The 21,153-nt window shown below is 71.2% G+C and carries 15 protein-coding genes; 10 read left to right on the forward strand and 5 right to left on the reverse strand.

The window, feature by feature from the left end; translation table 11 throughout:
* Window positions 1-236: 236 nt before the first annotated feature.
* A complete protein-coding gene (locus H504_RS43640; RefSeq protein ID WP_084467750.1) occupies window positions 237-2,597 on the reverse strand; it encodes an ATP-binding protein in 2,361 nt (786 codons plus the stop codon).
* 60 nt (window positions 2,598-2,657) lie between these two features.
* Window positions 2,658-4,370: a condensation domain-containing protein gene (locus H504_RS0115690; protein WP_026423538.1), complete on the reverse strand. Its 1,713-nt coding sequence runs from the start codon at window positions 4,368-4,370 to the stop codon at window positions 2,658-2,660.
* 198 nt (window positions 4,371-4,568) lie between these two features.
* Here H504_RS0115690 and H504_RS35370 point away from each other — a divergent pair, with 198 nt between their 5' ends.
* Window positions 4,569-5,381 carry a pentapeptide repeat-containing protein gene (locus H504_RS35370; protein ID WP_035304483.1) on the forward strand — a complete coding sequence of 271 codons (813 nt, stop codon included), beginning with the start codon at window positions 4,569-4,571 and terminating at the stop codon, window positions 5,379-5,381.
* On the opposite strand, the gene H504_RS43645 is transcribed toward H504_RS35370, so the two are convergent.
* Window positions 5,353-6,321 (reverse strand): hypothetical protein, encoded by a 969-nt coding sequence (locus H504_RS43645; protein ID WP_157440444.1) that lies wholly within the window; start codon window positions 6,319-6,321, stop codon window positions 5,353-5,355. The genes H504_RS35370 and H504_RS43645 overlap by 29 nt on opposite strands.
* A 110-nt stretch (window positions 6,322-6,431) precedes the next feature.
* Between H504_RS43645 and H504_RS0115705 the strand changes: the two genes are divergently transcribed.
* From H504_RS0115705 to H504_RS0115730, 5 genes are all read left to right on the forward strand, one after another.
* Window positions 6,432-6,779 (forward strand): YciI family protein, encoded by a 348-nt coding sequence (locus tag H504_RS0115705; protein ID WP_026423540.1) that lies wholly within the window; start codon window positions 6,432-6,434, stop codon window positions 6,777-6,779.
* Between the two features lies 1 nt (window position 6,780).
* Window positions 6,781-7,956: an RNA polymerase sigma factor gene (locus H504_RS0115710; protein ID WP_026423541.1), complete on the forward strand. Its 1,176-nt coding sequence runs from the start codon at window positions 6,781-6,783 to the stop codon at window positions 7,954-7,956.
* Between the two features lie 14 nt (window positions 7,957-7,970).
* Window positions 7,971-8,750, forward strand: a complete 780-nt coding sequence (locus H504_RS35375; RefSeq protein ID WP_157440445.1) for a HipA family kinase — start codon at window positions 7,971-7,973, stop codon at window positions 8,748-8,750.
* A complete protein-coding gene (locus H504_RS0115720) occupies window positions 8,734-9,135 on the forward strand; it encodes a DUF3037 domain-containing protein (protein WP_026423542.1) in 402 nt (133 codons plus the stop codon). The genes H504_RS35375 and H504_RS0115720 overlap by 17 nt, the downstream gene beginning before the upstream one ends.
* Window positions 9,136-9,351: 216 nt before the next feature.
* Window positions 9,352-9,933, forward strand: a complete 582-nt coding sequence (locus H504_RS0115730; protein WP_026423543.1) for a TetR/AcrR family transcriptional regulator — start codon at window positions 9,352-9,354, stop codon at window positions 9,931-9,933.
* A 20-nt stretch (window positions 9,934-9,953) separates the two neighbouring features.
* Here the strand turns inward: H504_RS0115730 and H504_RS0115735 are convergent, their stop codons facing one another.
* Entirely contained in the window at window positions 9,954-11,384 is a 1,431-nt protein-coding gene (locus tag H504_RS0115735; protein WP_026423544.1) for an aminotransferase-like domain-containing protein, read from the reverse strand.
* A gap of 153 nt (window positions 11,385-11,537) precedes the next feature.
* On the opposite strand from H504_RS0115735, the gene H504_RS0115740 reads away from it, so the two are divergent.
* Entirely contained in the window at window positions 11,538-12,320 is a 783-nt protein-coding gene (locus tag H504_RS0115740; protein WP_157440447.1) for a hypothetical protein, read from the forward strand.
* The gene (locus H504_RS0115745; RefSeq protein WP_026423546.1) at window positions 12,314-13,468 is read left to right on the forward strand and encodes a hypothetical protein; all 1,155 of its coding nucleotides are present in this window, start codon (window positions 12,314-12,316) and stop codon (window positions 13,466-13,468) included. The genes H504_RS0115740 and H504_RS0115745 overlap by 7 nt, the downstream gene beginning before the upstream one ends.
* Before the next feature lie 860 nt (window positions 13,469-14,328).
* Here the strand turns inward: H504_RS0115745 and H504_RS41335 are convergent.
* Window positions 14,329-14,496, reverse strand: coding sequence for a hypothetical protein (locus H504_RS41335; RefSeq protein WP_157440448.1), 168 nt, complete (start codon window positions 14,494-14,496; stop codon window positions 14,329-14,331).
* 67 nt (window positions 14,497-14,563) lie between these two features.
* On the opposite strand from H504_RS41335, the gene H504_RS43650 reads away from it, so the two are divergent.
* Both H504_RS43650 and H504_RS0115755 read left to right on the forward strand, forming a co-directional pair.
* Window positions 14,564-14,692 carry a hypothetical protein gene (locus tag H504_RS43650; RefSeq protein WP_281173634.1) on the forward strand — a complete coding sequence of 43 codons (129 nt, stop codon included), beginning with the start codon at window positions 14,564-14,566 and terminating at the stop codon, window positions 14,690-14,692.
* A gap of 225 nt (window positions 14,693-14,917) precedes the next feature.
* On the forward strand, window positions 14,918-20,731 hold the full coding sequence (locus H504_RS0115755; protein WP_026423548.1) for an ExeM/NucH family extracellular endonuclease: 5,814 nt from the start codon (window positions 14,918-14,920) through the stop codon (window positions 20,729-20,731).
* The last annotated feature ends 422 nt before the right edge of the window (window positions 20,732-21,153 follow it).

The raw sequence follows: 21,153 nt of genomic DNA on the forward strand, positions 1-21,153 counted from the left end.
CTCCCTGCTCCCTGCTCCCTGCTCCCTGCTCCCTGCTCCCTGCTCCCTGCTCCCTGCTCCCTGCTCCCTGCTCCCTGCTCCCTGCTCCCTGCTCCTCCTTTCATTCTCTTGCTCTTCTTCTCCCTTGTTTCTTTCCCCTTTTCCTGTTTCGGCGTCCCTCCCTCCCTCCCTATGCCCGCCTCCTGGTCTGCCGCTTGCTCCTCGCGATCTTCTCGGGGGGTGGGGCATTCGTTGGGTCAGGTGGAGCGGGCGGCTAGGCGTTGGGCTACGCCGATGCGGGATTTGACGCCGAGTTTGGTGAAGACTCGGGCTAGGTGGCCTTCTACGGTTTTGCTGCTGAGGAAGAGGCGGGTGGCGACCTCGCGGTTGGTGAGGCCTGCGGCGACCAGTTCGGCTACTTCCAGTTCGCGGCCGGAGAGGGCTTCTACGGTGCCGTGGGGGCGGCGGGGGCGGGGGGCGCGGGCGCCGAGGCGGGTTTCGGTGAGGCGGACTCGGGTGGAGAGCCAGGTGGCGCCGCAGGATTGGTAGCCCTCTTTGGCTTTGCCGAGTTCGGTGCGGGCGGCGGCGAGGTTGCCTTCGGTGGCGAGGTGGTCGGCGAGGAGTTCGCGGGCCATGGCCTGGTGGAGGGGGGTTTCGGTGCGGGGGGTGGTGGCTTCGGTACGGGCGGTGTCGGCGAAGACCTGGGAGCGGGCCAGGGGGTCGGCGGAGGCGAGCCAGTGGTGGGCTTCGTCGGGTTTGCCGAGGCGGGTTAGGGCGATGGCGAGGTGGCCTGCCCAGGTCGGGCGGTGGAGGGGGCTCACCTTGGCCAGGTCGCTGCCTGCGGTGGTGGTGATGTGGGCGAGGCAGGTGGCGTAGTTGCCTGCTGCGAGATGGGTGGTGGCGAGCGTGAGGTTGGCCAGTTCCGCCCACCACGAAGACTGCACAGCGGGCGCGACTACGGCGTCGGGGCCTTCCTGCCACAAGATGGCCGGTAGCTCTACCGCGTTCGCCAACCCGACGAGTTCATCGCTGCCCATGGACTGGGCGAGGGCGCGGGCCTCGCGGCAGTGCGCGCGGGCCTCGTTCAGGTTGCCGCGTGTGGTGGCGAGGGCGGCGGCGACGGTCAGGAGTTCGGGGAGGGCTGATCGGCGGGTGGTGGAGTGGGCGAAGTCGAGGCCCCGGCGGATGTGTCGGGCGGCGTCGGTGAGGTGGCCGGTGTCCAGTTCGGCCCAGGCGAGCCAGGGGAGGTGGTCGATGGCGGCGGGATCGGCAAGGCCGTCGACCACGGTGGCGGCGGGGCGGGGGTCACAGGTGCCGGACGCGTGCAGTTGACCCAGGGCCAGGAGGACCGGGTCGGTCGCGAGGGTGACGCAGGCGGCCGGGTCGCCGCGCAGGAGGGCTATGAGGGCCCGGTCGGGGGAGCTGGGGACTCGGGTGAGCAGCGCGTCGGCCTCCGCGTAGTGGCCGAGGAGGCGTTCGACGCGGGCGCAGGCGACAACGGACCGGTCGTCGGTGAGGTCTCGGTGCAGGACTTCGCGGCTGCGGTGGAGGTTGCCGCTGAGGCTGAGGGCGTAGCCCAGGAGGGGCGACAGGCTGGGGTCGTGCGGCAGGATCTGCGTCGCCCGGTCGAGCCAGCTCGCGGCGGTGGTGGGGGACGAGTCGAGGACGGACTTGGCTGCCTCGACCAGGGTGTTGGCCGCTTCGGTGTCGCCGTAGGTCGCGGTGGGGAAGAGGTGGTAGGCGAGCAGGGGGAGGGGGCCGCCGCGTTCGTGGAGGTACTTGGCGGCTCGGCGGTGGGCGTGCACGCGCCGGGCCACGCCTGCGGACTCGTAGGTCGCGGTGTGGACGAGGGGATGGCGGAAAGTGACCTTGTTGTCGGACATGGTCACGAGCCCGGCGACGACAAGAGCGTCCAGCGCGCGCAGTACGGCGGCCTCGGGCAAACCGGTGATGTGCACGACGAGTTCGAGGTCGGCCGGTAGGCCCGCCGAGGCGACCGCGAAAACCACCTCGCGGGAGGTCTCGTCGAGTGACATCACTTCGCCGGTGGCGACAGACAGGACGTCAGGCGGTAGGGGGGAACCGAGGTCGGTTACCCCGGACAGCGCGGTGAGGTAGAGGGGGTTACCGGCGCTGGCGTGCAGGAGTTCTCGTCTTACGTGGTCGGGCTTGTTCGGCAGGAGCGCGGCGACGTCGTCCGCTGTGAGGGGTTGGAGGGGTAAGCGGGTGACGTGCCAGGGCGTGCGGGCCAGCACAGGTGGCACGGCGGCGCAGCCGTCCCGGTAGGAAATGGCGACCAACAACGGTCCGGCGGGTGCCCGGGACAACAACGATTCCCACCATCCGGAACCGGTGACGCCGTCCAGCAGCACGACCGCCGGGAAAACGTCGGATCGCCACTCGTTCGACGGGTGAGACAAATCGGCGGAAAACACCGGCAGGCCGGCGGAATCGGCGAGCGCGGCCAACTCGGTGAGCAGGCGGGATTTGCCCGCGCCCGCCTCCCCGGTGACGGCCAGCACCCTGGACTGGCCGCTGAGCAGCGCGTCGAGTGACCGGTGGAGTGCGGAAAGTGTTGTCGTCCGACCGACAAGGGGCGCGCGGGCAGGACGTTCCATCCGCCACCCCCAACATTCGCTCAACGCAATTGGTGACGGTGGCGATCTTAGATTACCGAGCTATTCGGCAGTAGCGCGGCCCGAACCGGATCGCGATACCACTCCCTTGATGTCCTGGATCACATAGTGGTGCGGGGCCATCGCCCCCGGGTTCTTCGGCAGCGCGGCCAACACCGACTCGTGCAGCGACTCGGGGGTCGCGTCCGCCGACGTCACCCGCACGCTGACGCGGTCCTCCGCCACGTCGATCTCGTCGACCGAGCCGTCCGGGCCGACCGCGGCCTCCAACACGTCGCGCACGGCGACCAGGTCCACCCACGACGAGTCGAGCACCTGCCAGTTCGCGCCGCGCACGACGGGTTCGACGCCGGTCACCGCGCCGATGTCGCGTACCCGCACCTCGCCGGTCGCGGCCGTCACCAGCAGCCGCTCCAGCGCCAGCAGGAACTGGTCGACCTCGGCGGGGGCGAACCGGCGGGTGTCCACGTGCAGGCGGACATCGGCCTGGGTCTCGTCCACCCCGCCCAGGGTCAGCAGGAACGCGGTCGGCAGCGCCCGGTCGCCCATCGGGACGATCTCGGTGTCCGCCATGGCCGCCACCGGGTCCTCCGGCGCGTTGACCGCCGCCGTGGCCGACGCGGCCCCCAGGTCGTTGAACACCGCGTCGCGGTGGAAGTGGGTGCCGCGCTCGCGGCCGACTTTGTTTATCACGTCCCACAGCTCCGCCGAGTCGAACTGCGCGTAGCGGTAAGCGTTGATGGTGGTTGCCTGCAGTTGCCGCAGCACGTCGTCGAAGGTGGCGTCGTCGTTGAGCCTGAATGGCACCAGCGCGTCTTGCGCCAACGGGCCCACGTACTCCCGCCACGACGAGCGGAACCGGTTGCCGCAGATCGACACCATCACCCCCTCCGGCGTCGCGGTCCGCACCGCCACCAGCGCCGAGGCCGCCGTCAGCACCGCCGTCGAGTGGCTGGCCCCGGTGCGCGCGGACAGGATGCGCACCGCCGAGGCGATCGCGCTCGACACCATCCGGCGCTCCAGGTAGCCCTTGGCGCCGTCCGGGTGCGGCGGCATCGCGCACATCGCCTGCGGCACCTGGCGCAGCCGGGTGTCCCAGTACTTCAACGCCGACCGGGTCCGCCGCTGCCCGACCTCGGAGTGCTCCCACTCGGCCTGGTCCAGCGGCTGGTGCCCGCGCTCCTCGGCCAGGTCGTCCCGGCCGGCCAGCAGCGCGGTCATCTGCTCGCCCACGATCGCCGCGCCCGCCGCGTCCACCGCCACGTGGTTGAACACCAGCACCACCACGGTCGGCGCGCCGTCCTCGGTGATCACCAGCACCCGCAGCGGCAGCCCGTTGACCACGTCGAACGGCACCCCGAGCGCCCAGAACACCAGCTCGCCGATGAAGGTCAGCCGGTCACCGGACACCTCGTGCAGGGTCAGCTCGACCTCACCCTCGTCGTGCACCCGCTGCCGGGGCGCCTCCGGGTCGTCGAGCTCGAACGTGGTCCGCAGCGCCTCGTGCCGGGCCACCAGCACGCCGAGCGCGCCGACGATCTCGGCCACCGTGCAGCCAGGACCCAACTCCACGAACGCGGGCAGCACCCCCGACCGGTCGCCGTCCTGCCCGACCCAGCGCAGCACGTTGCGCTGCCCGAGGGTCACCGGGCCCACCCCGCCCCTGGCGCCGCGGAACCGGGCCCGCGCCCGGCCGTCCGGGTTGGCCAGGCTGGCCGCTCCGGCTCCGGAGAGGGACAACTGGGACACCGCCATGGCGAACACTCCTCAGGGTCCGGCAGCAGACTTGTCTGGACCCTAGGCAGCCCGCCGACCCCCAACATGGGGGAAATCCCCCTATCTTGACCGATCCGACATGCCGGTTCACAGATGCCGGCTTTCCGCGGCCCGGCCGGTTGTGCGCACCGCCCCACCGCCTACGCTGGGCGTTCGGCGTCGACCCGGGGAGCATGTGTGGAGTTGTCAGCGGACCCCTTCGCGGCGCTGCGCGCGGACTGCGCCTCCTGCGACGCCCTGTGCTGCCGGGTACCGGCGTTCAGCAGGTCGACCGACTTCGCCATCGACAAGCCCGCCGGTCGGGCCTGTCCGAACCTGCTGGCGGACCACCGGTGCGGCATCCACGCCGACCTGCGGACGAGCGGGTTCACCGGCTGCACGGTGTACGACTGCTTCGGCGCCGGACAGCAGGTCACCCGGGTCGCGCCGGACGACGCCCAGGACGTCTTCCCGATCATGCGGGACCTGCACGAACTGCTCTGGTACCTGACCGAGGCGGAACGGGTTCCCGGCGCCGAGGCGGTGCGGGCCGATGTCGTCGCCCTGAGGGCCGAGACCGAGCGGCTGACCGAGCGCCTTGCCGAAGCAGGCGCGCGCACGGTCGACGTCCACGCGCACCGGCGCAAGGTCAACACGGTGCTGCTGGCGGTCAGCACGCGGGTTCGGGGCCGCGGCGTCGACCACCGGGGCGCGGACCTGGTGGGCGCGCGGCTGCGCGGGGCGAACCTGCGGGACGCGAGCCTGCGCGGTGCCCACCTGATCGGCGCCGACCTGCGCGAAGCCGATCTACGCGGAGCCGATGTGATCGGCGCGGACCTGCGGGGCGCCGACCTGCGCGGAGCCGACCTCACCGGCGCGCTGTTCCTCATCCAGTCGCAAGTGGACTCGGCCCGCGGCGACGCCCGCACGCGGCTGCCCACCACCGTCCGATCACCCCGGCACTGGGGTTGGGCAGGAATCGTTACGGCGCGAAGCGCTTGGGGCCGATGAGCGCTGCCACACCGGTCAGCAGATAGCCGAGGGACGGCCCGAACGAGCCCACGCTCAGGTGCTGGAAGCCCGACGCGAGATCGGCGGCCGCGGTGATGTGCACGCCGGACAGCACCAACAGGATCAAACCCGCCACCCGGCGGAAGTTGGCGACGGCCGCCTTCAACACGAACACCACCACCACGATGACGGCCACGGCGACTATCGCCACGATCACGTCCCGTGTGCTGAAGTCCTTCCGCACACCGAACAGGCCGGTCGCGGGCCCCAGACCGAAGCGCAACGCCAGGTAGCCCGCGCCGAGCAGGGCCAGCCCGGCCCAGATGATCTTCATCGCCACCGACTCCAGCACGGCGGCGAAGGACAGCAGGATGCCCAGGACCATCAGCGGGGAGCTGAACAGCAGGACGTACCAGTCGGCGAAGCCGTGCGCCTTGCCGTCGGCGAGGTTCTTGACCAGGGTGAACAGCGTCTGCGAGTTGTGGTCCCCGGTGGCCCAGGGCAGCAGCGTCAGGCACAGCAACTGCACGACCGAACCGATGACGGCCAAGACCAGGCCGACGCCGGGGACGCGGGGGAGACCGCCTGAACGGGACGGAGCCGACGGACGTGGCGGGGCCGCCTGGCTCGGCGTCGCCCGAGGCGCGGCCGGTCGTTGCTGCTGGGGTTGCTGCGCGGGCGGCCGGTAGCCCTGATCCTGATAACCCTGTTGTTGGTAGCCCTGTTGTGGATAGCCCGGCTGCTGTCGGTGGTACGGGTCCTGCTGGCCGTAAGAGCCCTGCTGGTCGTAGTAGGGATCTTGTTGGTAAGGGGCTTGTTGGTACGGATCCTCGCGGTAGGGATCTTGGCGGTACGGGTCCTGTCGATGACCGGGCTCCTGCGGCTGCCCCCCGGGCCGGTGGGGCTGTCGGCGTGGGTCCTGCGACGGCGGCTGCGACATGACCGGAACCGTACAGTCAGGACTCGCCGAAAACAGCTCTCGCCGAAGTGTCGATCCGCGAGGCAGCCGTTCGTGTACCAGGTGACCAGTCACCACCGGGAGGAACCGACATGGCCCAGTACCTGCTCAACATCCAGCAGCCCGACGGCGAGCCGCCCGCGCCCGAGTTCCTCGGGCCGATCATGGCTCGGGTCACCGAGCTCGACGACGACCTGCGCGCGGCAGGTGCGTGGGTGTTCAACGCGGGCCTGCTGCCCCCGCACACCGCCACCGTGGTGCGCGCGAAGGACGACGAGGTCCTACTGACCGACGGCCCTTACACCGAGGGCCGTGAGCACGTCGGCGGGTTCTGGGTGATCGAGGCGCCCGATCTGGACGCCGCGCTGGCCTGGGGTCGTCGGGCCGCGGTGGCGACCACCCTGCCGATCGAGGTCCGCCCGTGCGTGTCGCGCGGCTGACGTGACCGACTCGGTCGAACGGGTCTTCGCCCGCGAGTACGGCCGGGCGGTGGCGGTCCTGACCCGCGTCCTCGGCGACATCGACATCGCCGAGGACGCGGTCCAGGACGCCTTCGCCACCGCCGTGGTGGTGTGGCCGGACCGCGGGGTGCCGCCCGCCCCGGACGGGTGGATCATCACCACCGCCCGCAACCGCGCCATCGACCGGCTCCGCCGCGAGGCCACCCGGGACGACCGGCACGCCCAAGCCGCCCTGCTGCACGCCACCGACCACCCGGTCGACGAGGAGGGCCCGGTGCGCGACGACCGGCTCCGCATGATCTTCACCTGCTGCCACCCCGCGCTCGGTCGACCCGCGCAGGTCGCGCTCACCCTGCGCCTGCTCGGCGGCCTGGGTACCGCCGAGATCGCCCGCGCCTTCCTGGTCCCCGAGACCACCATGGCCCAGCGGCTGGTCCGGGCGAAGAACAAGATCCGCGGCGCCCGCATCCCGTACCGGGTGCCGGTGGACGCCGACCTGCCCGACCGGCTCCGCTCGGTCCTCGCCGTCGTCTACCTGGTCTTCACCGAGGGGCACGCCCGCCACCGCGCCGAACTGTGCGTCGAGTCGATCAGGCTGGCCCGCCTGCTGGTCGAGCTCATGCCGGACGAACCCGAGGCGGTCGGGCTGCTCGCCTTGGTGCTGCTCACCGACGCCCGCCGGGCCGCCCGGGTCGTCGACGGGGTCTTGGTGCCGCTGGCCGACCAGGACCGGCGGCGTTGGGACCACGCCATGATCGCCGAGGGCCACCACCTGGTCCGGTGGTGTCTGCGGCGGGGCGCGCCGGGGCCGTACCAGATCCAGGCCGCCATCAACGCCGTCCACACGGACCCGCCGACGGACTGGACTCAGGTGGTGGCGCTCTATGACCAACTCCTCTTGTACGCACCCACTCCAGTCGCCCGGTTGAACCGCGCGGTGGCAGTGGCGGAGGTGCGTGGGGCGGCCGAGGCTCTGGACTTGGTGGACGAGCTGGAGTTGGAGGGTTATCCCGTCTTCCACGCGGTAAGAGCCGACTTGCTCCGCCGCCTTAACCGTCTCGCGGAAGCCGCCAAGGAGTACACGCGTGCGATAGAGCTGACGCCGGACATGACCGAACAGGACTACCTGCGCCGCGTTCGTGACGAACTGGTGTGAGGCATGATTCGGGGGTGTCGTCACCCCTGCGGACCGTGGCCGCGACCAGGTATGTGACTCCGTTGCGGGAGGGCGGATCGCTGCCCGGACTGGTCGAGGCGGACGACCTCGGCATGTACGTGGTGAAGTTCCGGGGCGCCGGGCAGGGGCTCAAGGCGCTGGTGGCCGAGGTCGTGGTGGGGGAGTTGGCGCGGTCGTTGGGGTTGCCGGTGCCGGAGCTCGTGGTGGTGGACCTCGATCCCGACCTCGGCCGGGCCGAGCCGGACCACGAGGTGCAGTCACTCCTCCGCGCGAGTGGTGGGCGCAACCTCGGGGTGGATTTCCTGCCGGGCTCGTTCGACTTCACGCCGTTGGTGCGTGATCCGGGGGCCGATTTGGCGGCGCGGGTGTTGTGGTTGGACGCTTTGGTGCTCAACGTGGACCGCAGTTGGCGCAACCCGAACTTGTTGTTGTGGCATCGCGACGTGTGGCTCATCGATCACGGTGCCTCCCTCTACTTCCACCACCGCTTCGCCGAAGGGTGGCGACCAGCGGCCTCTTATCGATACGACGCGAGTGACCACGTGATGCTGCCCGTGGCGGGCTCGGTCGCGGACATAGATGCGGAGTTGGGGCCGAAGGTGTTGCCCGCCTTGGACGACGTGCTCGCGTTGGTGCCCGACGACTGGTTGGACCCGGCGTTCGACACGCCTGATCGGGCCCGGCAGGCCTACCGGGCGTACTTCGCGGCGAAGGTGGCCGACTCGCCGCGGTGGGTTGGGGAAGTGGAGGCGACCCGTGCCGCACGTGTTTGAGTACGCGCTGCTGCGCGCCGTACCCCGGCAAGACCGCGGCGAGTCGATGAACGTCGGCGTCCTCCTGTACTGCGCCGACTTGGACTACCTGCGCTGCCGCAGCCACGTCGACCCGGACCGCCTCCGCGCGTTGGACCAAGAGCTCGACATGGACACGCTCACCGCCGCGTTGACCCAGTTGTGCGGCGCGTGCGACGGCAGCGAGAAACGGGCCCCGGTCACCGGCATCTCGTTGGGGCAGCGCTTCCGGTGGCTGACGGCGCCGCGCAGCACTCTGGTCCAAACGTCACCGACGCACCCGGGTCTCACCAGCGACCCGGACGCGGACCTGGACCGGCTCTTTAACCGGCTGGTGTTGCCCTCGTCGGGCAAGGCCCCGGGCTGATCCGGCACCGGTCGCTTGCGGTCAGCACGCCCGCGACCGGCCACCCGGGCGCAGGCCCCTGACCAGGTCAAGACCGATCGGACCCCGGTAGCGCAGCGTGACGACGGCCGGGAAGTCGTCCACAGTGGAACGGATCACCGGGTTCGGCGCCGACCCAGGGGTACACCCCGGTACAATCCGGAAGGCAACCCCAGTTGGCCGCGACGGAGGAAACCAGTGCCGCCCACGACCGAGAAGCGCCTACGGGCGCACGCGCGGCGCAACCGCGACACCATCCTCGCCACGGCGCACGTGGTCGTCCGAGAACAGGGGGCCAACGCCTCGCTGGAGGAGATCTCCCGGCGCGCCGGTGTCGGCTCCGCCACCTTGTACCGGCACTTCCCCACCCGCGCCTACCTGCTCGAACTGGTCCTGCGCGACCGGGTCGAGTCCCTGGTCACCCAGGCCGAGACCCTGCTCGCCGACCCGGCCCCCGGCGAGGCCCTCGCCGACTGGCTGCGCATCGTGATCGACCTGACCGCGACCAACCCCGGCCTGGCCACCGCGATGACGTACAGGACCAGCGAGGCCGGGCTCGGCGAACCCTGTCGCGACCTGGTCCGCGCCGCCGCCGAGAAGCTGATCACCCGCGCCAAGCAGGCGGGCGCCTGCAACCCGGACGTCCAGGTGGACGACCTGCTCGACCTCGTGCACGCCATCGCCACCGCCACCGAACACCACCCGGCCAGGGCGGACGCGCTGATGCTGCTGGCCGTCAAGGGCATCACCACACCGCTGCCGCCGCTGCCCGAGGACTGAGCCCGGGTCCGCGCGGTGCCTCAGACGACCGGGCTGGTCTCGGTGACCGGGCCGTGCCGTTGCAGGTCGGCCCAGGCGGTGGCCAGGCGGCGGACCAGTTCGGTGAGCGTGTCGGTGGGGAAGGTGAACGGGAGCCGCAGGTAGTTGTCGTGGTGGCCGGACGGGTCGGTGGTCGAGCCGGGGACCACCTCGACCCCGTGCCGGGCGGCGACCTGGGCGAAGATCTGCGCGTTGGTGTCCGGCAGGGTCACCCACAGCGCGGAACCGCCGTCGGGGGACTGCCAGCGCCAGGTGGGCAACTGGGCGGTGAGCAGCGCCCGCAGGTGGTTCAGCCGGGCGCGCAGGACGGTGGCGCGGGCGGCGGTGATCTCGTCCAGCCGGGGCAGCAGCCGGGCGGCCAGCGCCTGGTCCAGCACCGAGCTGCCCAGGTCGGCGCGGATCTTGTACCGGGCAAGCCGCTCGGTGATGGCGACCGGGCCGCGGACCCAGCCGATCCGCAGGCCGCCCCACACCGACTTGGCCATCGAGCCGACGGTCAGCACCTCGGCGTTGCCGCGGGCGAACGCGCCGACCGGTGGCGGCGGGGCGAGCGCCTGCACCCCGCTGTACGCGTTGTCCTCCAGCACCGGCACGTTGAAGCGGGCGGCCAGTTCGGCCACCCGCCTGCGTCTGGCCATCGACATCAACCGGCCGGTCGGGTTGTGGAAGGTCGGCATCAGGTACGCCAGCGCGGGCCGCTCCTCGGCGAACGCCGCCGCCAACCGGTCGGCGCGCACCCCCTCTTCGTCCAACGGCACCCCGACCACCCGGGCACCCGCGGCGCGGAACACGTCCAGACACGCAGGCCAACTCGGCGACTCCACCACCACCACGCGTCCCGGACGTAAGTAGAGCTGCGCGACCAAACCGAGCACCTGCTGCGCACCCGTCGTGATAAGGACCTGGTCTCGGTCCGTCGGTAGCCCCATCTCGGTGTAGTGGGTCGCAACGGCCGCGCGCAACGGCGGGTAGCCGCGGGGGTGGTAGCCGACATCGGCCATCAGGTCCGCGAGCTCGCCGTCGGCTAGATCCCGGTACGCCTCGGCCAACTCCGGTGCCGCGGGCTCGATCGCCATCGCCAGCGAAATCATCCGCGCCGCCCGCGGCTGGACCGCCACCGCCCGCGCCCCGGCACCCCGCGGCCGGGCACTGACCCGCGTCCCACTGCCGCGCACGCTGTCCACCAGGCCGCGCCCGCGCAGCTCGTCGTAAGCGGCCACCACCGTCGCCCGGCTGACCGTCAACAGCCTGGCCAGGTCCCGCTCGGACGGCAGCCGCTCCCCGGCGGGCAGGTCCCCCGCCTCGATGCCCCTGGCGACCGCCCCCGCCAGCTTCCGGTAGAGCGGCCCGCCCGCGGTCGTCCAGTCCCCGAGCAACTCCACCAGGCTGTTCGCGTCGGATACCCGGTCCATGATCATCAAGGTACCGCTCCCACCGCCCGGGAAACCGGTCCAATCCCCGGGGTGTTGGACTGGTCCACCCCGCCACACGGCCCGGGACCGCGTTTCCGTCGCAAAACCGCGCGCGGTTTTTGTCAATGTCCGCCCGCCTCCCGGGTCGGTATGGTGGTCGGCATCGCAGAGAACTCGCCGCCGAACCCGACGCGGAACTCGATGAGCGGCTCCGCGCGCACCGTCGTGCAATCCGAGCACGTCGACAACCTCGTCGTCGGCCACGAACGACGCGGGACGCTGGTGTTGGGGGCCGTCGGCATCGCCCTCGCCGCCACCATCGCCGTGGTCGTGATCGTGTTGCGGCCGGAGCGGTCGGAAACCGGAATCGCGGCACCCGCGGTCCCGCTGGCCGCGGTGGCGGGTTACGGCCCGAGTTGCCACGCCGGGTGGCTGGTACCCGACACCGGCGCGGAGACGATCCCGTTGGCCCAGTCGCCAGGCGGGGACGCCGTGCGCGGCAGTGGTGGGGAACTCGCGGTGACCGTGCAGGGCTTGGTCGGGAAAACCGTTGTGCTGCAGTCGATGCGGGTCGACGTGGTGCGCAGGTCGCCCGCGCCCGCCGGGGACTACCTGCCGAACTCCTGCCAGGGCGAGGTCCCCCGACGCCAGTACCGGCTCGACCTGGACGTCGAGCCACCGCGGGTGGTGCTGGAACCTGGCAATGTCGGATTCCCGTATCGAGTGAGCGATGTCGAACCCGAACAGTTGCAGATGACTCCCATGGTGACGGACGGCGATGTCGAATGGCGGCTGCGGCTCGCGTGGACGTCCGGGGCGGACAGCGGCGAACTCGTGGTCGACGACAACGGAAAACCATTTCACATCGCCGGAGGAGCCCAGGCGCGGGCGTTCTGCGTCGACGCCCACAATGGGATCTGGCGCCGCCAATGCTGACCCGGGCCGCTCCGCTGGTGGCCGTGGTGTTGATCGCCGCGTGTGCCACCGCGGTCAGCCCGCCGTTCGCGCCCGCGTTCAAGGACCCCGTCTGGACCCGGTTGACGCCGCGTAACGCCCCCGAGTTCATCTCCGGCAGCGAGTTCGCGGGCTGGGACGGCGGATTCCTCGCCGCGTATAGCGACTACACACACCCCGTCCAGGTTCATACCTCGCCGGACGGTGTCGTTTGGCGCGACACGAGCCCGTTCGCCGTGCGCGTCGACCCGCGTGCGGTCGCCGGGTACGGCTCGTCCGCGTACCTCCTCGGGTGGCACGGCGGTGAGTTGGTCGTCAACCGCACCCAGGACGGCGCGACCTGGACGCCGACCCCGCTGCCGCTGGACAAGATCCCCACCGAGGTGCTGGACACCGAGTCGCTGCACGCCACCATCGTCACCGGGGAACACGGGGTCCTCGTGGTCGGCTGGGCCAACGACCTCGACGAGCCGAACAGCGACCTCTACCTCTGGTACTCGCCGGACGGCAAGATCTTCCCCCAGCCGGACATCCGCCCGACCACCGCCGTGGGCTGGACGCACATCGTGAACGCCGCGGCGACCCCGGTCGGCTTCCTCGTCGTCGACTCCGACCTGGCCACGACCGTCCTGCTCGCGTCGCCCGACGGCCACCGGTGGGAGGACATCTCGGTCGGGTTTCCCCAGGACGCCCCGGGCTACCTGTTCCACCTCGGCGCCAACTCGTCCACCACGGTCGTCGAGCGGCGGCCGGTGGAGGACACGACCCGGCCGGACAACGGCCACCACATCTGGTACCGCCGCGCGGGCACCTGGCACCCCACCGACCTCGCGCCCGGCCACCTCCCCGACCCCGGCGTCGTCCCGGTCCAGGACCGCAACCTCACCGCCCTGCGCAACTGGGGTTCCGGCTTCATCGGCGCGGGCGGCACCACCGACGGCCTGGTCGGCGCTGTCTGGACCTCCCCGGACGGTTCCACCTGGCCCAAGGTGCCGGTCCGGGCCAACGGTTTCGACCAGACCATCGTCATCGCCGACGTCGTCACCGGCAACCGCCGCGCCTTGGCCTTCGGCGTGCCCGACAAGGTCGGCGCCGGTTCGTTCATCTGGCAGACCGATCCACCGCGGTGACCGGGCAGGCGAGTTGGACCGCGGGACACTCCTTTGATCTGTTCGTGATCAGGCGGTGTTCTCCATTCGAACACCGGTGACCGGGCGAGTCCGCGAATCGCGATCGGCCGGTCAACCGCCGAGAATTCCGGTGCTCGAACGGACCCCGGAATGGCATCGCCGGAACCGGGATGACAAGATCGGGGGGTGCCGAACCCGACCCCGAGTCCCGCACCGCACCCGACCGTCCAGCCTGCCGCCCAGAACGCGCTGACCGTCCGGTTCGCCCCGGTCACCGCGGCCGGTCGGCCGCCGGTGCCGACCCAGCGGCAGGGAGTCCGGGCCCAGGCGCCCGGTGACGCCCAGGAACCGGGGTCGCCGCAGGTCAACAGGGTTGAGCCGGAGCCGGTGAGCGCCCGCGAGACCGATGCCGGGCAGGCGCCCGCGCCGGTCGAGCCGGAGCCCTCCCCGTGGTTCACGGCGGCCGAGTCCGCCACCCCGCGGCCCGCGCCCCAGCCCACCCCGCGCCCTCAGCCCGCACCCTCGGCGCAGGTGACGCCGCCCACACCGCCCGTTGTGAACGGGGCGCCGGTGAATGGCGTTCAGCCCGTGGGCGAGATGTCCGGGAATGGCGCACGGCCGGTCAACGGGGTGCCCGTGAATGGCGCCCAGCCACTGAACACGCAGGCCGTGAATGGCGCGCAAGCGGCGAACGGGACGTCTGTCAATAGCCTTCCCGCCGGGGCCGCGGCGCCTGCCAATGGTGCCCAGTTGGTGAACGGGTCGTTCGTGAATGGTGTTCGGCCTGGGAGCGCGGCGCCCGTCAATGGGGCCCAGGTGCGCAACGCGGCGCCGGTCAACGGGGCGCTCGTGAATGGTGCTCAGCCGGTTGATTCGGTGCCGCCGGTGAATGGGGCGCAGGCGGTGAACGGCGCGGCGTTCGGTGTGCCACCGGTTGCCGCGCCCCAGCCGGTGATCACCGACCCGACGGCGGTCGCGCCAAGTGTGGTGCCACCGGCCGCCGAGGTGGGGCAGTCGACGGTGGTCATCCCGACCACCCAGGTGCCGCCCCAGCCCCCGGCTCCCGCCACGCCACCCGCCCCGACAGTGCCGACAGTGCCGACCGCTAAGAACGGGAAGCGGTTGACGGCGGCGGAGAAGGCGGCCGCGGAGGCCGCCAAGCCGTTGTACAAGCGGGTTGTGCGCCGGATCATCGGGCCGAGCCTGCTGCAGCGCCGGGACTGAACCCCAGCGCAGTCCCGGCACATTCCCGCCAGGTCACCGCGAACGCCGGTTCGGTGTGGTCACGGTGACCGGTCCACGGTGTCCGGTCCCGCCCGGTTGGTGGCAATCCACCGCCACGGACGGTGGATGCACGCTCGTTGAACGTTGCCCGAACAGGTCTATCGGCCACTCGCCGCACGATCTAGTTTCAGCCGGCAATGTTGTGTGAACAAAGGGGAATGTGACGTGCGCTCACGTCCGCGTCGTCTCCTCGGCGGGCTGGTGGTGACCACGTTGGCGGCTTCGGCCGTCGCGGTGGTCACCGGCCAATCGTCCGCCGCGGCTGCCGGGTTCGCGCCCGGGAACATCGTGGTGGCCAGGGTGGGGACCGGTGACTCGGCGCTGAGCAGCGCCGCGGCCGCGGTCTTCCTCGACGAGTACACACCGGCGGGCACGCTCGTGCAGTCGGTGCCGCTGCCCACCACTTCTGGCGTGGGCAAGCGGCTGACCTTGAGCGGGTCCGCGACCTCGGAAGGCGCGTTGACCCGGTCCGCCGACGGCCGCTACCTGACCCTCGCGGGCTACGACGCGGACCCGGGCACCGCGAGCATCGCGAGCTCGACGACCACCGCGGTCGGCCGGGTCGTCGCCCGCGTGGACGGTTCGGGCGGGGTGGACACGTCCACCACCATCACGGACACGTTCTCCGGCAACAACATCCGCGGCGCGGTCACCGACGACGGTTCCAGGTTCTGGGCCGTGGGCGCGAACGGCGGCGTCCGTCTCGTTCCTCTTGGCTCCACCGGGGCCAGCACGCAGATCAACTCCGCCAACCCGACGAACATCCGCGTCGCGGGTATCGCGGGCGGGCAGCTCTACGTCAGCACCGGCAGCGGCACCACCGGCGTTTACGCGGTCGGCAACGGTCTGCCCACGACCGGCGGTCAGACACCGGCGTTGACGGTTCCCGCCGCGAGTCCGTACGCGTTCGCGGCGGTGGACCGCGATCCCGCTGTCCCCGGCGTCGACACCCTCTATGTCGCCGACGACTCCGCGTCCGGTGGCATCCTCAAGTTCTCCTCCGATGGCACCACGTGGACCGCGCGCGGTTCCTTCAAGCCGGGTGGCAGCGCCGTTCGCGGTCTCGTCGGTGACGTGAGCGGCACCGGGGCGACCCTGTTCGCCACGACCACCACCAACACCCTCGTGAAGGTCGACGACACCGCCGCGTCCGCCGCGCCGATCGCCGCGACCGCGACCACGCTGCGCACCGCGGCCACCAACACGGCTCTGCGCGGCGTCGCGTTCGCCCCGGCCGCGGCCACCACGGCCCCGTCGATCACCACGCAGCCGCAGGATTCCACCGTCGCTTCCGGTAGCACCGCGACCCTCACCGTGGCCGCCAACGGCACCGGCCCGCTGACCTACCAGTGGTACAGCGGCACCGCGGGAGACACGTCGAACCCGGTGAGCGGCGCGACCAGCGACACCTTCACCACACCCGCGCTGACCGCCACCACCGGCTACTGGGTGCGTGTGTCCGGTCCGGGTGGACAGGTCGACAGTCGCACCGCGACCGTCACGGTCTCCACCTCCCCGAACACCCCGCCGACCATCACCAGCGCGCCCGAGTTGGCGCTGACCGTCGGCGACCCGGACAACCCGCCCGCGGTCCGCACCGTGACCGTAGGCGACAAGGAGACCCCGGCGAGCGGTCTTACCGTGACGGTCACCAGCAGCGACCCGTCCATCGTCACCGGTGGTGCCACCGGCACCAGTGACGTCCGCACGCTGACCTTCACTCCGGCCGCCGTCGGCCACGCGACGCTGACCGTCACCGTCTCCGACGGGTCGCTTACCGCGTCCACCGCCGTCCCGGTCGCCGTGTCCGGCGCGCTGCCCGCCGGTCAGCACAGCTACTACGGCGCCAGCGACGCCAGCACCGCCGTCGACCTCGGTGACGGCGCGATGGTCGTCGGCGACGACGAGACCAACGTGCTGCGCGTCTACGACCGCGACCACTCCCGCTACCCCGCGCAGAGCATCGACGTCCGTGCCGCCGGTCTGGCGCTGCGCGACACCGACGTGACCCGCGAGATCGACATCGAGGCCGCGGCCCGCACCGGCAACACGATCTTCTGGGTCGGCTCGCAGGGCCAGAACTCCTCGGCGAAGACCCGGCTCAACCGGCAGGAGCTGTTCACCACCACGGTGACCGGCACCGGCACCGGGACCACCATCGCCCTCGGCGGCAGCTACCAGAACCTGCGCGACGACCTGGTCGCCTGGGACCACGCCAACGGTGACGCGCTCGGCCTGACCGCCGCCGCTGCCCGCGCCCCCGAGGGCGACGGGGCGGGCGGCCCGACCGGCGTCAACATCGAGGGCGCCGAGTTCGCCCCCGACGGCACCACGCTGCTGCTGGCCTTCCGCGGCCCGCTGACCGCCGACGGCAAGGCGCTGGTCATCCCGGTCACCAACGCCGCCGCGCTCGTGTCGGCCAACCCGACCACCGGCGTCACAGCCGCCTTCGGCACCCCGCTGCGCTGGGACCTCGGCGGCCGCGGCATCCGGGAGATCCGGCGCAACGCCGCCAACCAGTACCTGATCATCGCCGGGCCGTCCGACGCGGGCACCGGTGCGGCGGGGGAGTACAAGTTCTACAGCTGGGACGGCGACAACACCCACCAGCCGCTCCCGCGCGCGGGCTCGCTCGACGGGTTCACCCCGGTCGGCAAGCCCGAGGCGATCGTGGACGTGCCGAACCCGCTGACCGACTCGTCGTCCGCGCAGGTGATCAGCGACGACGGCGACACCGTGTTCTACGGTGACGGCGCCATCGCCAAGGACCTGCCGCTGTGGCAGCGCAAGGCCGTCGGCACGACCGTGGCCATCGGCGCCGCCCCCGCGTGCACCTCGCCGGTCGTGACCATCGGCTCGGTCGAGGGCACCGGCGACATCAGCCCGAAGTCCGGGCAGACCGTGTCCGTGCGCGGCACCGTCGTCGCGGACTACGAGGGTCCGCAGCCCGCGCTGCGCGGCTTCTACCTGCAGGACGGCGGAGACGGCGACAACGCCACCTCCGACGGCATCTTCGTCTTCGACAACGGCGCCAACCTGGTGTCCAACGGCGACGTCGTCCAGGTGACCGGTCCGGTGTCGGAGTACCAGGGCCAGACGCAGATCACCGCGAGCGCCTCCGGCGTGCAGGGGTGCGGGACGCGGGCCAACATCGCGCCGGTGTCGGTGACGCTGCCGGTGGCCGACCCCGCTTACCTGGAGCGGTACGAGGGCATGCTGGTCAAGGTCGACCAGACCCTGACCGTCACCGAGCACTTCCAGCTCGGCCGGTTCGGCCAGGTCGTGGTCTCCGCGGGCGGCAGGCTGCAGCAGCCCACCTCGGTCATCCGGGCCACCGACCAGGCCGCAGTGCAGGCCAAGCAGCGCGCCAACGACCTGAGCCGGTTGATCATCGACGACGCCGACCAGACGCAGAACCCCGACCCGATCGTCTTCGGCCGCGGCGGGCAGCCGCTGTCGGCGTCGAACACGCTGCGCGGCGGTGACACGGTGACCGCCCCGGTCGGCGTGTTGACCTACACGTGGGCGGGCAACGCGGCCAGCGGCAACGCCTTCCGGCTCCGGCCGATCGGCGCGCTCGGCGGCTCGGCCGTGTTCGACGCCGTCAACCAGCGGCCCACCACCCGTCCGGACACCGGCGCCGGTTCGGTGCACGTGGCGGGCGCGAACCTGCTGAACTTCTTCAACACCTTCACCGGCTGCACCCTGGGCACCAAGGGCGGCCCCACCGACTGCCGCGGCGCCAACAACGACGCCGAGTACCAGCGGCAGTTGGCCAAGGAGGTCGCCGCGCTGCGGTCGCTGGACGCCGACGTCACCGGCGTGATGGAGCTGCAGAACAACGGCTACGGCTCGACCAGCGCCATCCAGGCCCTGGTCAACGCGCTCAACGCGGCCGAGGGCGCCGACGTCTGGTCGTTCGTCGACTTCGACGCCGCCACCGGGGTGGTCGACGTGGCGGGCACCGACGCCATCCGCGCCGCCCAGCTCTACCGCAAGGACCGGGTCACCCCGGTCGCGGGCGACACCTTCGTCGACCAGAACGACCTGTTCGAGCGGCGACCGGTCGCGCAGACCTACGCCACCCCGGACGGCGCCAAGTTCACCGTGGTCGCCAACCACCTCAAGTCCAAGGGGTCCTGCCCGACCAGCGGCCCGGACACCGACCAGGGCGACGGGCAGAGCTGCTGGAACGCCCACCGCACCGAGCAGGCCACCGAGCTGGCGCGCTGGTTGAAGGACACCGTCGTGCCCGCGGCGGCCGACCCGGACGTCCTGATCGTCGGCGACCTCAACTCGTACGCCGGTGAGGACCCGATCGCGGTCCTGGAGAACGCGGGTTACGTCAACCTGCCCAAGTCCTTCAGCGGCAACGAGGTCTACTCGTACGTCTTCGACGGCCAGTGGGGTTACCTCGACTACGCGCTCGCGTCGCCGTCGCTGGTCCCCCAGGTCACCGGCGCCGCCGAGGCCCACACCAACGCCGACGAGCCGTCGGTGCTGGACTACAACACCGAGTTCAAGACCCCCGGCCAGGTCCAGTCGCTCTACGCCCCGGACCGCTTCCGCACCAGCGACCACGACCCGGTCCTCGTCGGCATCCGCCCCGGTTCTCCAGCGCAGATCACCGGTACCCCCGGTCCCGGCGTGGTTGGTCAGCCGTACTCGTTCACGTTCGGCCTGAGCACTTCGGCGGCTGTGTCGCTCGCTTCCGGCACCCTGCCCGCAGGCCTGTTCCTGAGCGAGGAGGGCGTGCTCTCCGGTACGCCTACCAAGGCTGGTGACAGCACCTTCACCGTGCGCGCCACCAACCCCTACGGCTCGACAGACCGCACGGTCACCGTTTCCGTGGGCAAGGGCGCCAGCACGACCGTCCTAACCGCCTCGCCCAACCCGGTGGCGGCTGGCTCACCGGTGAGCCTGTCTGCTCAGGTAACTGGCGCGACCGGCACGGTCACCTTCCTCGACGGAGCTAACGTCCTCGGACAGGCCGACCTCGCCAACGGTGTCGCGGCCCTGCAGGTCCCGCTGACTGCCGGCTCGCACACCATCACGGCCTCTTACGCGGGCAACGACTCCCTCCAGGGTTCGGTGTCCTCGCCGGTCGTGGTGAACGCCATCGCCCCGGTCACCATCGACGGCTCCCTGCCAGACGGCAAGGTCGGCGTCGCCTACACCGGCGCCTTGGCTGTCACTGGTTCCCCGCAAACCGTCACCGCCACCGGCCTCCCCCAGGGCCTCACCATCGGCGCTGACGGCCGCATCACCGGCACCCCGACGGTCGCGGGCACCTTCACCGTGACGGTCACCGCGTCCAACGCGGTCTCCACCGTCACCAAGCCGTTCCCGCTGCGAATCACCCAGGCCGCCACCACGACCACGGTCACCGGCAACCCCAGCCCCTCCGTGATCGGCGGCACCGTCCGCTTCACCGCCACCGTGGCAGCCCCCGCAGGCCTCCGCCCCGACGGCACCATCCAGTTCACCGTGGACGGACGCGCCGCAGGCACCCCGGTCACCCTGGTCAACGGTGTCGCCACCAGCCAGCCCATCACCGGCCTGGCCCTCGGCCCCCACACCATCCGCGCCGACTACGCAGGCTCGGTTTCGTTCGCGGCCAGCACCGGCACCACCACCCACACCGTCCAACTGGGCATCAAGTTCCTGTCCCCCGTGGACGGCAGCAAACTCAAAGCAGGCGACCTGGCCACAATCCGCTTCCAATTGGTCGACGCGAACGGCACCCCCATCCCCGCCCTCGCCTCCGCCCTACTCCTCCTCACCGGCCGCGTGTCACTGTCGGTGGACGGCACCCAAACCCTCCGCCCCACCACCCCCCTCTACGACCCCTTCAGCGACTCATTCATCTACCTCTGGAAAACCGCCAAACGCCCCACCGGCGCAGTGACGGTCACGGTGTCCATCACCTACCCGGACACCGCAACGCAAAAAGCCTCAACACGAGCAACCCTGATCTAATCGCCTAAAAGACACGATGGGGCGCACCCGGCGCGGGGTGCGCCCCATCGCCATTTCCCAACACCCCACCCACCTACCCGCTCACCCCACCCACTCACCCGTTCATTCGCTCACCCTCTCCACCGCACCACTCGCCCCACCCGCACCCACCAAAAATTGCCGCACGAGAACCCTCACGCCCAGCTCGCACCGCGCGCCCAACCCCCCCTCTCGTCGACGAAGCGCCACACCGGCACCGCGCCCCTCGAAACCCACCCCTCCCCGACGAAGCGCCACTCCCGCACCGCACCCCCAAAAAACCTACTCCTGATCGACGAAGTCCCACACCTGCACCGCGCGCCTCGGGACCCGCCGACACCAACCGCCCGTTGTGGTGGAGTTGTTTTGTTTGGGGGGAGCGGTGGCCTAAGCCGGCTGGCGGG

Source organism: Actinokineospora inagensis DSM 44258, assembly GCF_000482865.1.
Taxonomy (GTDB): domain Bacteria; phylum Actinomycetota; class Actinomycetes; order Mycobacteriales; family Pseudonocardiaceae; genus Actinokineospora; species Actinokineospora inagensis.